Below are 16021 nucleotides of genomic sequence, written 5' to 3'. Positions count from 1 at the left end.
CGATTTCCAGGATTTGATACGATGACGAACAAGGGCAAGCGCTGGTACGGCGGCACGAGCGGGATCGCGATCACGGTCGCGGCGGGCGTGATGCTGCACGCCAGCCCGGCCTTCGCGCAGCTATCGGGCGGGCAGGTCGTCGGCGGCCAGGCGACGATCAGCGGCCAGGGCACGTCGCAGACGACGATCACCCAGACCAGCGACCGCGCGATCGTCAACTGGGACCGCTTCTCGCTTCGTGAAGGCGACATGGCGGTGTTCCAGCAGCCCGATGCCAGGTCGATCACGGTCAACCGGGTGACGGGTAGCGATCCGTCGACCATCCTGGGATCGATCCAGGCCAATGGCCAGGTCGTGCTGATCAACCGAAACGGCGTGCTGTTCGGCAAGGGCTCCAAGGTCGACACCGCCGGGTTGATCGTCTCGACCCACGATATCGACGCGGCCGGGTTCCTGCGCGGCGACAGCCTGCTGCGCTTCAACGACGGCGGCAACGACAAGGCCGAGATCGTCGTCGAGGGGCGGATCACCATCCGCGACGCCGGGATGGCGGCGTTCGTCGCGCCGCATGTCCGCAATTCCGGGCTCATCATGGCCGATATGGGCCGGGTGTCGCTGGCGGCGGGCAAGGGCTTCGGCATCGACCTGTACGGCGACGGGCTGGTCCGGTTCGCAGGCTCGGACGCGATCACGGGCACGCTCAAGGACGCCAAGGGCCAGCCCTTGAAGGCGCTGGTCGAGAATGACGGCACCATCGCCGCGCGGGGTGGGCGCATCCTGCTGACCGCGTCGGCGGCGCGCGAGGTGGTCAACGCCTCGGTCAACGTGTCGGGCATCGTGCGCGCGGACTCCGTCTCGTCGCAGGGCGGGGTCATCACCCTGTCGGGCTCGGGCGGGATCGGGACCGAGACGGGTTCGGTGATCTCGGCAGCGGGGGCGAGCGGGGGCAGCGTGACCATCACCGGCGGCAGCGTAGGCTTGGGCGGGCTGATCGACTCCTCCTCGACCGGGGTGAAGCAGGCTGGCGGCACCGTAACCGTCAAGGCGGACGGGCTGTTGTCGCTGGGCGGAACGACGCTGGCAACCAGTTCGCTCGGTTCGGGTGGCAGCGTCACCTATCAGGCGGGGCGGCTGTTCGAGAATAGCGATGGACGGACCAACGTCTCCGGCCTGATCGACGGCGGGACGATCCGTTCGGTGGTCAGTGGCATGGCGATGACGTCGGGCCGCTATTTCGCCGACGGCGTCTATGGCCTGGGCGGGCGGATCGACATGACCGCGATGGACCTGCGGCTGCTCAGCGCGACCGTTGCCGCGACCGGGCGGGGCGGCGGCGGGCTAGTGCGAATCGGCGGGCCGTTCCAGGGCGGCAAGACGCCGGACCAGAGCCAGCCTTATTATCAGAGCTTTCTCGGCCGCTGGGGCGATCTGCCGACGCTGGCGACGGCGGGCCATGCGTTCGTCAATGACGGCACGCTGATCGACGTGGCGTCCGCCAAGGGGCAGGGCGGCACCGCGGTCATCTGGTCGGACGCGCAGACCACCTTCCTCGGCGCGGTCGACGCGCGCGGGACAAAGGGCGGCGCAGTCGAAATCTCCTCGGCACAGGATCTGCGCCGCGCCGACCTGAGCCATGTCCGGGTCGGCGGCGGCTACCTGCTGCTCGATCCGAAGAACATCATCATCGGCGACCTCAACTCGGTCCAGTCCTGGGCCTATCAGGGCATCATCGGCAAGGCCTATGCCAGTGCCAACGTCAATGGGGCGGCCCTGAAGGCCGGAGAGAATTACGGTAATTCCGTCGCATTGAACAAGATCGGAGATCGGCTGGCGGTCGGAGCCTGGCAAAATGCTGGTGATAGCGGGAGCCAGACTGGTAGCGGTGCAGTATATCTCTTTACCTTCACCGATGCCAATTTCAGTGGAGGATCGCTCGCGTCTATATTGGGGCAAGGCTATTCCGGCGGGAAGAATTTCGGCGTTGGCCTGAAATCCGGTGATGGCTTTGGTTCGGGTGTTTCCCTGAGTGCGGATGCGACCCGATTGGCGGTTGGTGCGACAGGCGATGCGGGCAATGGAGGCACTGCGTCTACTTCGAACACTGGCGCGGTTTATTTGTTTAGCTTCACCGACACTGCTTTCGGCGGCGCGTCGCTTACGGCGAAAATCGGCAAGGGCTACACCGGCGGAAACAATGTCGATGTAACTGTACGAGGCGGTTTTGGTTGGTCCGTCGCTTTAAGTGGCGATGGCAAACGCTTGGCTGTGGGGGCGCCGGCGGATACTGGGCAGGCCAGTGACACCTCGAATGCCGGTGCTGTGTACCTGTTCACGTTTGGCGACGGAAATTTTACCGGCGGTCAGAATGTGGCGATATTTGGTAAAGGGTATACGCGCAATAGTAGCAATCCGAAAAATTATGACGTTCCTGGCGTTAACGGCGGTGGATATTTTGGATCCTCTGTAGCGCTGAACGCGGATGGATCGCGTTTGGTGGTTGGTTCGCCTTGGACAACCGCTGCCAATGATAGCAGCAAGACGAATAGCGGATCCGTCCGCCTCTTCACATTTTCGGATGCTAATTTTACCGCTGGGACATTGGCAAACACTATCGGCGCGGGCTATGGTGTGAATGTCAGCTTGGACGCATCGGATGGATTTGGTTCGTCTGTTTCGTTGAGCGCCGATGCGACCCGCCTAGCCATCGGTGCTCGAGGCGATGCTGGCTATAACAACGTTTCGGGTTTCAATACTGGCGCAGCCTATTTATATACATTCAGCGATGGAAATTTCAGCGGCACCACCCTCACGTCCATCATCGGTAAGGGCTATACTGGCGGGAATAACGTCGACGTCGCCAGCCTAGAGGCTGGGGATGCGTTCGGTATCGGGCTGAGCCTAAACGGGACCGCAACACGGCTGGCCGTTGGAACTTGGCAAGACGATGGGGCTGGCAATAGACTGACGAACAGCGGCGCGGTGCGTCTGTTCTCCTTTGCCGACACCAGCTTCACCGGCGGTACGCTCGTGGGAACGATCGGTAGCGGCTATACCGGCAGTCGGAATGTCGATGTCTCGAGCCTCGGTGCGAACAAGTATTTCGGCTTTTCGATCGGCCTGAACGCGAATGGCGACCGTATGGCCGTGGGGGCGCCGGGCGACAGCGGTTCCAGTGCCAATCTCGCCAATAGCGGCGCGGTCTATCTGTTCAGCTTTTCCAATGCGGACTTCACCAATGGCGCGTTGCAGGGAATTATCGGCAATGGCTATACCGGCGGCAAGAATGTCTCGATCAGCCTGAGTGCGGGGGATTATTTCGGCAGCGGCGTTTCGCTGAACGGGGCCGGGAATCTTCTGGCGGTCGGTGCCTCGAACGATAAGGGGGCCAGCACAGGATATACCCAGCCCGGCGCCGTCCATCTGTTCACCTTCACGGATGATAATTTCTCGGGTGGCGCACGTGTCGCCACGCTGGGGAAGGGATATTCGGGTGGCAAGAACTTCGACGTTTCCTCGCTGGGCAACTACACCAATTTCGGGAATAGCGTTGCGCTGAACAGCTCCGGCAACAGGCTTGCCGTCGGCGCATATGGGAAGTCCAGTTCGGATGGTCAGACGGCCGCCAGTGGTGCCGTCTACCTCTTCACGTTCAGCGATACGAGCTTTTCGGGCGCTCAGCAGCGGGCGATTCTGGGCAAGGGCTATACGACCGGCCTGAATCAACTGGGCGCCAACAATTATTTCGGCTCGGCGGTTTCGCTCAATGCGAAAGGCGATCGTTTGGCCGTGGGGGCCGTGGGCGATAGTGGCGGTGGTTCGTCGGCTGCTACTAACAGCGGCGCGGTCTATCTGTTCAGTTTCAATGACGCGGACAGCGACACGACATTCTCGGGCGGTCAGCTTCAGGCCATCATGGGCAATGGGTATAGTGGGGGCAAGAATCTCGACCTTCCGGGCGTTGCCGCCCGCGTCGGCTTTGGACGATCGGTTGCGCTGAATGGCCTTGGCGACCGCCTTGCGGTGGGAGCGAGCAGCGACCCGGGGGCCGATAAGACGGGTTCCCTGCTCGGCGCGGTATATCTGTTCAGCTTTACCGATATCAGTTTCAGCGGCGCCAAACAGGAAGCCGTGCTGGGCAAGGGCTATAGCGGCAACAAGAATGTCGCGGTCAACGCCTTGGGCAATGGCGATCAGTTCGGCTTTTCGGTCGCATTGAATGCGTATGGCAACCGGCTGGCTGTCGGTGTCGACACCGATAGCGGATATGGCGATGCCGCCACACAGAGCGGTGCGGCGTATCTGTTCGGGTTCAGCGACACGAACTTCACTGGCGGCACGCTGCTCGGCACGATGGGCAAGGGCTATCTCGGCGATGGCGGGCGCAACATCGATGTGTCGCGGCTGTCGGCGCTGGACACGTTCGGCACCTCCGTCGCGCTCAATGCGGATGCCACGCGGATGGCGATCGGCGCACCCAAGGATAGCGGCTTCGATGGTTCCTTGTCCAACGGTGGTGCCGTTTATCTGTTCACCTTCAACGACGGCAACTTCAACGGCGGGACGCTGGCAGGGATTGTCGGGAAAGGCTATTTCGGCGGCAAGAACGTCAATGTCGGCAGTCTGCAATCCGACTATTATTTTGGTCAGTCCGTTGCGCTGAACGGCCTTGGGAATCGAATGGCCGTGGGCGCGTCAGGTGCGGCGGGCACGAATGGTTCGTCCGGCACCAGGGCCGGTGCAGTATATCTGTTCAGCTTCACCGACACCGATTTCAACGGTGGTGTTCAGCAGGCTGTGCTGGGCAAGGGCTATACGGGTGGCAAGAACTATGATGTCTCGGTTCTTGATGCGGGCGTCGCGTTTGGGCACGCCGTATCCTTCAATAGCACTGGAACCCTGCTCGCTGTGGGAGGCCATGGCGATGCTGGCGCTTCGAAGAATGTGTCTGGTGCCGGAGCCGTCTATCTTTTCAGTTTCACCGACGCGAATTTTTCGGGCGCTGCCTTGGAAGCCATATTAGGCAAAGGCTATTCCCCGACTGGCAGTACCCCCAAATACAGGGATGTGGCGGCTCTGCAAGCCAATGACTATTTCGGTGTATCCGTATCCCTGAATGCTGCAGGTGACAAGCTTGCGGTCGGCGCATTTGCAGATGACGGTTACAATAACGGCAATATGGACGCTGGCGCCGTTTATATATTCAGCTTCGACAATTCGCAATCCAATGCTCCATTCAGCAGCGGTGTTCTTCAGTCAATAATAGGGAAGGGATATTCCAGCAGCACCGGCAGCAAGAATGTAGACATAGGTGAATTAGGGGTTAGCGATGCTTTTGGCGTGTCGGTTTCTCTCAATGCAACGGGTGACCGGGTCGCCGTCGGCGCATGGGGGGATGGTGGATTTGGGGATACTACCGGCGCCGCTGGCGCGGTGTACTTGATAAGCTTCTCCGATACCAATCTGACTGGTGGTTCGGTTACGGGCATCATCGGCAAAGGATATGCTGGCGGCAAGAATGTGAATGTCGGGGCATTGGAGACGGGCGATCGATTGGGTCGATCCGTCGCCCTGGCGAGCAACGGGGCGCGGCTGGTTGTTGGCGCATTTGCCGATGGCGGTTTCGGCAATGTGTCCTCTGACAGCGGCGCGGCGTATCTGTTCAGCTTTGCGGACACGAGTTTCACCGGCGGCAAGCTGATGGGCACGGTCGGCAAGGGTTATACCGGCGGCAAGAATGTCGATGTCACGCGATTGCGCTGGTCCGACCGGTTCGGTGCATCGGTTTCGTTGAATGCACGGGGCGATCGGTTGGCCGTGGGGGCCGTTGGCGACGCCAATGCGTCGAACAATGCGACGGCTGTGGGTGCCGTCTATCTATTCAGCTTCACGGACACCAACTTCACCGGCGGCACCCTGCAGGCGATCCTGGGAAGTGGGTATAGCGGGGGCAAGAACGTCAATGTCGGATCGCTCGGCACGGTTCGCGGCTTTGGCTCTTCGGTGGCCCTGAGCGGGGACGCTACGACGCTGGCCGTTGGTGCGACCAGCGATAGCGGTGCGAACAACAATAGCCCGAATAGCGGTTCGGTCTATCTGTTCGGCTTTACCGATACGAGCTTCAGCGGGGGAACCCAGTCGGGCAAGCTGGGCAAGGGATATGGCAGTGCCGATGGCTCCGCCAGCGTCAATGTCAGTGGGTTGCAGGCATTCGATCTCTTCGGCAGTTCGGTGTCGCTGAATGCGGCGGGCACGCGCCTGGCCGTGGGGGCTCCGGGCGATCAAAGCGGCACCGGGGCGGTCTATCTGTTCAATCTCGCGCTCGCCGGCACGTCGCCGGTCACCCTGGGCAAGAGCAAGGCTATCGATGTCGGCTTGTCGGCCGGTAGCAACTTTGGAAGCTCGGTTTCCCTGAACGCGATCGGCGACCGGCTTGCGGTCGGTGCGGTGAACGATCGGGGTTCTTCGGGAAGCGGGTCGGCAACCGGAGCCGTCTATCTGTTCGGTCTGTCGGTGGATGGATCGGGTAACTACACGGCTGGTAACAAGCTGGCGACGATCGGTGTCGGCTATACCGGGAGCGGAAACGTTAATGTCAGCCTGAACGCGGGCGATCAATTCGGCTCCGCCGTGTCGCTGAACGCACTTGGCGATCGGCTGGCCATAGGTGCCTCGGGTGACGACGGTGCGGCTCGCTCATCGGCCAGCAACGACTATGGCGCTGCCTATATCTTCGATTTCATCAACGCCAATTATAGCAGCGTCACGCGGCAAAGCGTGCTCGGTAAAGGCTATGGCGGCGGCAAGAACGTCGATGTCGCGGCACTGGACCGACTGGATCATTTCGGTGCGGGCATCTCGCTCAACGCGGTCGGTGATCTGCTGGCGGTAGGAAGCATGACGGATGCAGGTGCTTCCAACCTGTTATCGCAGAGTGGCGCAGTATATCTGTTCAGCGCGGTGTCGCACAATGCGATGACGCAAAGCTATGGCTTCGAAAGTGCGGACACGGTCACGCTGAAGGCGTCCGATATCGCGGCCCAATTGGCGGCCGGGACGGTGGTTTCGCTCCAGGCGTCGAACGACATCACCGTCAATAGCCCGATCACCGTGTCGAGCGGCAGCGGCGGGGATCTGTCGTTGGCGGCGGGGCGATCGGTTCTCATCAACGCGAACATCACGAATCTGTCTGGCGCGTTCGACGTCTATGCGAACGATACAGCCGGTCATGGGGTGATCGCGAGTCAGCGGGATGCCGGCGCGGCCGAGATAACGATGGCTCCTGAAACGGCCATTCGAACGGCTTCTCGCGTGACCTTTGCCCTGGGCGACGGGGTGGATTCGAACAGTCCCGCGGCGAGCGGCATCATCACGCTTCGATCGGTCAGCACCGGGGATATAAGCATATTTAGTGGGGGCACCGTCGTGCTGCCGAGCGGCGCCGCGTTGATTGCCACGGGCACGAGTGCTTCGGCCACTACATCCAGTTCCGCGCTCCGTGTGGTAACCCAGAGGTTCGTCAACAATGCCGGTTCGTCCGCACTTAGCGCGCCGAACGGTCGTTGGCTGGTCTGGTCGGCGAACCCGGCCAACGACACGGTCGGCGGCCTGGATTATGCCTTCAAGCAATATAATTATACCTCTCTTCGGACCAGGCCACAGGCGACTGGCAACGCTCTCGTCTACACGCTCGCGCCGACGCTGGGTGCGACGCTGGGGGCTGTCACCAAGACCTATGACGGTTTGACGACCGCGCCGGTCACCGGCCTGCTGACGGCAACGGGCGTGATTGGTGGGGATATTGTCACGCTGGCATCGACCGGTGCAGCATTCGACACCAAGGACGCCGGGAGCGGCAAGACGGTAACGGCCTCAGGCCTGTCGATCGGTAGCGCCACGATATTTAATGGGATCCGCGACGTCCCGGTCTATGGCTATACGCTCACGCCGACTTCGGTGACCAACACCGCCAGCGTGATCAACCAGGCGGCGCTGACGATTACCGGCAACACGCAGTCGGTGACCTATGACCGCACGGCGCACACCAATGGCTATACCATCACGAACGGGACGCTGTACGGCAGCGACAGCGTGACGGGGGTGAGTGGACTCGGCTCGGGCACCAATGCGGGCCGCTATGCGGATACCCTGTCGAACGCGACCGGCTCGGGGCTGTCCAACTATGCGATCACCTATTTCAACGGCGCGCTGACCATCGACAAGGCGGTGCTGTCGATCAGCGGCACCAGCATCACGGCCAAGACTTATGACGGGACGGCGAGTGCCGGTGTGGTCAACGCGGGCACCCTGGCGGGGCTGATCGGCGGCGAGACGCTGGGTGTGACCGGCAATGCTGCTGCGCTGTCGAGCAAGAATGTCGGCAGTTACACGACGACGGTCTCCTATACGCTGGCCGATGGGGGCAATGGTGGCCTCGCTTCCAACTATTCGCTCGGCTCGACCAGCGGACTTTCCGCCGAGATCACGCCAGCCCCATTGACGCTGTCGGGTAGCTTTGCCGCCAGTGATCGCGTTTATGACGCCACGACCCTGGCCTCCGTCGCGACGAATGGCCTGTCGATGACGGGCGTCGCCGCCGGTGATAGCGTGTCGTTCAGGACGAGGGGCGCCACGGGTCATTTCGCCAACAAGAATGTCGGTACGAATAAGACCGTTACGCTCAGCGCGTCGGGGGTGCTGACCGGCGCGGATGCAGGCAATTATGTGCTGGCGGCAGGCGCGCCGACCGCAACGGCAACGATCACGCCTGCATCGCTGTCTGTGGGTGGTGGTTTCACGGCCAGCGATCGCATCTATGATGCGACCACATTGGCGGCGGTGACGACGAACAGTCTGACACTGTCGGGCATCGTGGGAAGCGATGTGGTTTCGCTGAAGACGAGCGGGGCGACGGGACGTTTCGCTGACAAGAATGTCGGCACGAACAAGGCGGTTACGCTCAGCGCGTCGGGGGTGCTGTCGGGGACGGATGCCGGCAATTATGTGCTGGCATCGGGGGCTCCGACCGCGACGGCGACGATCACGCCTGCTTCGCTGGCCCTGGGCGGCAGCTTCACAGCCAGCGACCGTATTTATGATACGACGACATTGGCGGCGGTGACGACGAACGGCCTGACATTGTCTGGCGTCCTGGGCAGTGATGCGGTCTCCCTGAAGACAGGCAGCGCAACGGGCAGCTTCGCCAACAAGAATGCCGGCACCAACAAGACGGTAAGTTTGAATATCACCGGCGTCCTGACCGGCGCGGATGTGGGCAATTATGTCTTGGCGGCAGGCTCTCCGACCGTCACCGCCACGATCACACCCGCTTCGCTGGTCATCTCGGGCGTCAGTGCGACGAACAAAATTTACGATGGCACGATCGCCGCTGACCTTCGCGGTGGAACGATCACGGTGTTCAGTGGCGATGCGGTCACCTTGTCGACGGCCAATGCGGCCGGAACCTTCGCCAATAAGAATGTCGGAACGGGCAGGGGAGTAACGGCTTCCGGCTATGCTATTTCCGGTACGGATGCGGGCAATTATGCGCTGGTCCAACCCACCGGTCTGACGGCCGATATCGCTGCGCGGACCTTGGCCCTGTCAGGCAGCTTTACGGCACAGAACAAGGTCTATGACGCAACGACGACGGCGTCGATCGATACGAGCGGCCTGAGCCTCTCCAACGCCGTAGCGGGGGATGATGTTCATCTGAGCCTGATGGGCGCCACCGGCAGCTTCGCGAATAAGAATGTCGGTAATGGCAAGGTCGTTACGCTGAGTACGGCAGGCTCGCTGACGGGTGCGGATGCCGGAAATTACAGTTTCAACGTATCGGCCCCGACGACGACCGCGAACATCACGCCGGCCAGCCTGACGGTCACTGGAATTACGGTCGTGGACAAGGTCTATGACGCCGCCACGACGGCGACTTTGACCGGCGGGACGGTGAGCCCGCTGGGCAGCGATGCCGTGACATTGGTGACGGCTGGGGCAACCGGCAGCTTCGCCGACAAGAATGTCGGTACGGGCAAAGCGGTGATCGCTTCGGGCTATGCCATTAACGGAACCGACGCCGGAAATTATAGCTTGGTGCAGCCGAGCGGGGTGACCGGTACGATCACGGCCAAGCTCTTGTCGATCGGTGCGCCCAGCATCGCTGGTAAAAGCTATGACGGGGCGACGGCACCGGGAACGTTGACGATCGGCATCCTGACGGGTCTGGTAGGCAGCGAAACGCTGGACGTGACCGGCACGGCGACGGCGCTGTCCGGCAAGAATGTCGGCAGCTACACGACGACGGTCGCTTATGCGCTGACGGACGGTAGCAATGGCGGACTGGCCTCCAACTATACGCTGTCTGCGACAAGCGGCGTCTCCGCGATCATCACCGCCAAGTCGTTGGCCGTGACCGGCGTTACGGTGACCGGCAAGGTGTATGATGGTACGGCGGCTGCGACGCTGAACGGAGGCACATTGTCCGGCCTGGTGTCGGGCGATACGGTCCTTCTGACGAACGGTCGTGGCCTGTTCGCGGACAAGAATGTCGGCACCGGCAAGGCGGTAAGCGCATCCGGCTACACCATTTCGGGGACGGATGCGGGCAATTATGCGCTCATCCAGCCGACCGGAATGACGGCCGACATCGCCGCACGTACGCTGGGCGTATCGGGCAGTTTCACCGCGCTGGACAAGGTCTATGACGCGACGACCACGGCATCGATCGACACCAGCGGTTTGGGCTTGTCCAACGCCTTGGCGGGAGACGATGTCGGGCTGAATCTGGCAGGCGCGAGCGGCCGCTTTGCCGACAAGAATGTCGGGGCGGGCAAGCTCGTGACCCTCAGCACGGCAGGCTCGCTAACCGGTGCCGATGCGGGCAATTACAGCTTTGCGGCGTCCGCCCCCACGACGATGGCCAGCATCACGCCTGCGACGTTGAACGTCGTCGGTGTGGGTGCGCAAGCTAAGGTTTATGATGCCTCGACGGTTGCCAGCCTGACGGGCGGATCGGTACGACCGCTGGGCAGCGATGTGGTGGTGCTGGTCACTACGGGCGCGGTCGGTGCGTTCGCCGATAAGAATGTCGGCACTGGCAAGCTTGTGTCCGCATCCGGCTATGCCATTTCGGGGACGGATGCGGGGAATTATACGCTCGCCCAGCCGACCGGACTGACGGCGGATATCACGCGCGCGACCCTTTCCGTCATGGGCGTAACGGTCGCGAACAAGGTTTATGACGCCACCACGGCGGCGATCCTGTCCGTCGGTGGGGTGACCGCGCTTGGCCGCGACGTGGTCACGCTGTCGACTGCCGGCGCGACGGGCGCCTTTGCCGACAAGAATGTCGGGACGGGCAAGGCGGTAACGGCCTCGGGCTATGCCATTTCGGGGACGGACGCAGGCAATTATACGTTAGTCCAGCCGACCGGACTGACCGCGAACATCTCGCAGGCCAGTCTCCTGGTCACCGGCGTCACCGTTGCGAACAAGGTCTATGACGCCGGAACATCGGCCACGCTGTCCGGCGGAGCGGTCGCGGCGCTGAGCGGGGACGTCGTGACGTTGGTCACGGCCAGCGCGACCGGCAACTTCGCGACCAAGAATGTCGGCACCGGCAAGGCAGTGACCGCATCCGGCTACACCATTTCAGGGACCGATGCGGGCAACTATGCGCTGATCCAGCCGGTCGGTTTGACGGGGAATATCGCCAAGGCCGATCTAACCGTCACCGACGTCACGGCCTCCTCGAAGACATATGACGGGACGGACACGGCGAGCCTTTCCGGGGGCGGGATAGCTGTCTTGGGCGGTGACGTGGTCACGCTCTCCACAAGCGGCGCGTTCGGCCGCTTCGCCAGCAAGAATGCGGGCGCGGGCAAGGTGGTGACGGCGTCGGGCTACACCATTTCGGGTGTGGACGCGGGCAACTATATGTTGATCCAGCCCGTGGGACTGACCGCGACGATCGACCCTCGTTCGCTGGCGGTGTCCGGTCGCTTCACCGCGCAAGACAAGGTGTATGACGCGACAACCACCGCGTCGATCGATACCAGCGGCCTCAGTCTGGCCAATGCCGCCGTGGGCGATGATGTCCGGCTGAATCTGAACGGCGCAACCGGCCATTTCGCCAGCAAGACGGTCGGCAATGCCAAGCTGGTGACGTTGAGCACGGCGGGCTCGCTGGCGGGCGCGGACGCGGACAATTACGTTTTCAACGCGTCGGCCCCGACGACGACCGCCAACATCACACCTGCGACGCTGAATGTCGTCGGGGTGAGCGCGCTCGGCAAAGTCTATGACGCCAATGTGGCTACAGGCCTGACGGGCGGCTTGGTGACGGCGCTGGGCAGTGACGTGGTCACCCTGGTGACCAGCGGTGCGACGGCCTTCTTTGCTGACAAGAATGCCGGTTCGGGCAAGGTGGTGACGGCGTCGGGCTATGCGATCTCCGGCACGGATGCGGGCAACTATACACTGGTTCAGCCGACGGGCCTGACGGCGAATATCTCCCAGGCCGTCCTGACTGTGACGGGCGTGATTGCCCAGAACAAGGTCTATGATGCCACGACGACGGCGGCCCTGTCCGGCGGCACGGTGACGGCGTTGGGCCAGGATGTCGTGACCCTGTCGACCTTGGGGGCAGCGGGCCGCTTCGACGATAAGAATGTCGGATCCGGAAAGCGGGTGAGCGTATCGGGCTATTCGATTTCGGGGGCGGACGCTGGCAATTATATACTGGGCCAGCCAACCGGTTTGATGGCGAGCATTACACCGGCGACCCTGTCGGTCGTGGGCGTGCGTGCGGCGAACAAGACATATGATGCCAACACCCTCACGAGCCTCAGCGGTGGGTCGGTGACGGCATTCGGTGGCGACGCCGTGACGTTGGTGACGAGCGGGGCCAGCGGCAATTTCAGGGACAAGAGTGTCGGTGCGGGCAAGACCGTGCTGGCTTCGGGCTATGCCCTGGCGGGCGCCGATGCGGGCAATTACCTGCTGGCGCAGCCGGTCGGACTGACGGCGGATATCGGTCGGGCGACGCTGGCCGTCACGGGGGTGACGGCACGGAACAAGGTCTATGACGCAGGCGTCGATGCGGCGCTGACCGGTGGCGTGGTGAGCGCATTGCCAGGTGATGTCGTGACCCTCCTGACGGGCAGCGCAACCGGACGCTTCGCCGACAAGAATGTCGGTAACGCCAAGGCGGTGACGGCGTCGGGCTACACCATCTCGGGGACCGATGCGGGCAACTACACGCTGGTCCAGCCCATCGGGCTGAGTGCGGATATCAGCCGCGCCAGCCTGACGGTGCAGGGCGTCAGCGTGCTGACCAAGGTCTATGACGCGACCGTCGATGCGGCTCTCTCGGGGGGCGCGGTGTCGGCACTGGGTGCGGATGCGGTCGTCCTGTCGACGAGCGGCGCTTCCGGGCGCTTTGCCGACAGGAATGTCGGGGTCGGAAAGGCCGTGACGGCGTCGGGCTACGCCATTTCGGGTGCGGATGCGGGCAATTACCTGCTCGTACAGCCCACCGGATTGAGCGGGGCGATCACCCCGGCCTCGCTGACGCTGGCGGGCAGCTTCACTGCGCGAAACAAGGTCTATGACGCGAGCGTCGCGGCACAGGTCGATGTCGGCGGGCTGTCGCTTGCGGGGATGATGGCGGGCGATGCGGTCGGGTTGGACCTGAGAGGGGCAACCGGGGCCTTTGCGGACAAGAATGTCGGCCCCGCCAAGCGTGTAACGCTCGACGCCATCGCCGCGCTGACGGGGGCGGACGCGGGCAATTACCGGCTTGTCTCGACCGCGCTGACCACGACGGCGGATATCACGCCCGCCAATCTTGCGGTCCTGGGCGTGACGGTGCGCGACAAGGTCTATGATGCGACGACGGCCGCGACCCTCATGGGCGGCACGGTGAGCGCCTTGGGCGGCGACGTCGTCACCCTGTCGTCGGCAGGCGCCAGTGGGCGCTTTGCGACCAAGAATGTCGGCACCGGCAAGATGGTGACCGCATCCGGCTACGCCATTTCGGGTGCGGATGCCCAAAACTACAATCTCATCCAGCCGACCGGGCTGACGGGAACGGTAACGCGCGCGGCGCTGGTGGTGAATGGAATGGCGGTTCAGAACAGAAGCTATGATGCGGGCACCGACGCGACCTTTACGGGGGGCGAAGTGCAACCCTTGGCGCAGGACGCGGTCGGGCTCGATACGCGCGGCGGCCAGGCGCGCTTCGCGGACAAGAATGTCGGCAACGGCAAGACCGTCACTATCGCGGGTCTGACCCTGACCGGTGCGGATGCGGGCAATTATGCACTGGTCCAGCCGACCGGGCTGACCGCCGATATCACGCCCGCGCAACTCGTCGTCACCGGCGCGCGCGCTTCCGACAAGGTTTACGATGCGAACACCCTCGCGGCGATTTCGGGCGGCAGCGTGACCGCCTTTGCAGGCGATGGCGTGATCCTCGAAAGGGCTGGCGTGAGCGGGGCTTTCGCCGACCGGATGGCGGGCGCGGGTAAGGCCGTGACGGTTTCGGGCTATACGCTGGGCGGACTCGATGCGGGCAATTACACCATCGTCCAGCCGACGGGCCTGACCGCCACGATCACCCCGGCGCGGCTGAACGTGCAGGGTGTTACGGTCGCGAACAAGGTCTATGACGGTGGCGGTGGGGCCGCGACGTCGGGCGGCTTCGTCACGGCGCTGGCGCCCGATACGGTCGCTCTGGTCACCACCGGCGCGGTCGCGCGGTTCGAGGATCGCAACGTCGGCACGGGCAAGACCGTGATCGCCTCGGGCTATACGCTGGCAGGCGCGGATGCGGGTAATTACACCATCGTCCAGCCGAGCGGGCTGACCGCCGATATCACCCGTCTGGCCAGTGTCGTCTGGACCGGCAAGGGGGACGGCAAGAGCTGGTTCGATCCCGCCAACTGGGCGGGGCGCGCGATCCCCGACGAGGCCAATGTCGCCGATGTCGTCCTCCCGACCAGCACGGCGATCAACTTCGACGGGGCAAGGCGCGTGCTGATCGACCGGCTGCTCACCACCCCGGACGCCGACATGGTGCCCAGCAGCACCGATACCGTGCTGACCTTGCTCAAGGGCAATCTGGTCGTCGCCAGGGATCTGCGCATCGACACGCTGGTCCAGCGGGGCGGGGCGCTGACCGGCGCGGGCCATGTGACGGTCCTTGACGGCTTCACCCAGACGGGCGGTGCGATCGCGGTGACGGGCGACGTCGCCATTCATCAGGGGGCTGGCGATCTCGAGACGTTGTCGATTTCGGGGCGCGATGTGACGCTGGTCGGCGATCGGGCGGTGCGGGCCGGAGGAACCGACGCATCGCGTGATCTGACGATCATAGCGGGCGGCGACGCCGTCCTGGGCGGGCCGACCCATGTCGGACGCGACCTGTCGGTGACGGCGGGGAGGAACGGCGCGGGCCGCATCCTGCAGGATCGGTATGTCACGGTCACGGGCGATGCCGTGCTGAAGGCGGTTGGCGATATCACGCTGACCAATAGCGGCAACCATTTCGGCGGCACGGTGTCGTGCACGTCCGGGTCGGGCAAGATCTCCGGTTCGTGCACGGCGGGCGGTCTGATCGATCAGGCGAGAATCGCGGCCGACAACCTGGCTGCACGCGCCGCCGTGATCAGTTCGGCTTCGGGCGGCGGATTGGGGACGACGGCCATCGGGGTGGGTAGCCTGTTCACCGGTGGTCCGGCGACCGCGGGTGCCCTTCCGCCCGGCGCCCCGGCCTTCGAGGCGGTGGCGAGCACCCCCGTTTCCGCCGATGGAACCGGCGTCGCAGCGCTTCTCAAGGGGGAACCGGCCGACGCCACGATCGCGGGCGGGGCGGGCAAGATGCTGACCGATGCGGCCATCACGTCCAAGGCCGATATCACCTATGTCACCGCGCGCTTCGGCGATCAGGACGCCAAGGCGGTGTATCGGCAGGTGGTCCCGCAGACGAACCTGGGGGATGCGGTCTATTATGTCGGCAACTGAG

At 63.3% G+C, this 16021-nt stretch carries 1 protein-coding gene; it reads left to right on the top strand.

Annotated features, from left to right (window positions below):
• The first annotated feature begins 21 nt into the window (after positions 1-21).
• Positions 22-16020 (top strand): YDG domain-containing protein, encoded by a 15999-nt coding sequence (locus tag QE379_RS14880; protein ID WP_307001666.1) that lies wholly within the window; start codon positions 22-24, stop codon positions 16018-16020.
• Position 16021: the final 1 nt, after the last annotated feature.

This window comes from Sphingomonas sp. SORGH_AS_0879 (genome assembly GCF_030819175.1).
Lineage (GTDB): Bacteria > Pseudomonadota > Alphaproteobacteria > Sphingomonadales > Sphingomonadaceae > Sphingomonas.
This window is presented reverse-complemented; position numbering and strand designations above follow the sequence as displayed.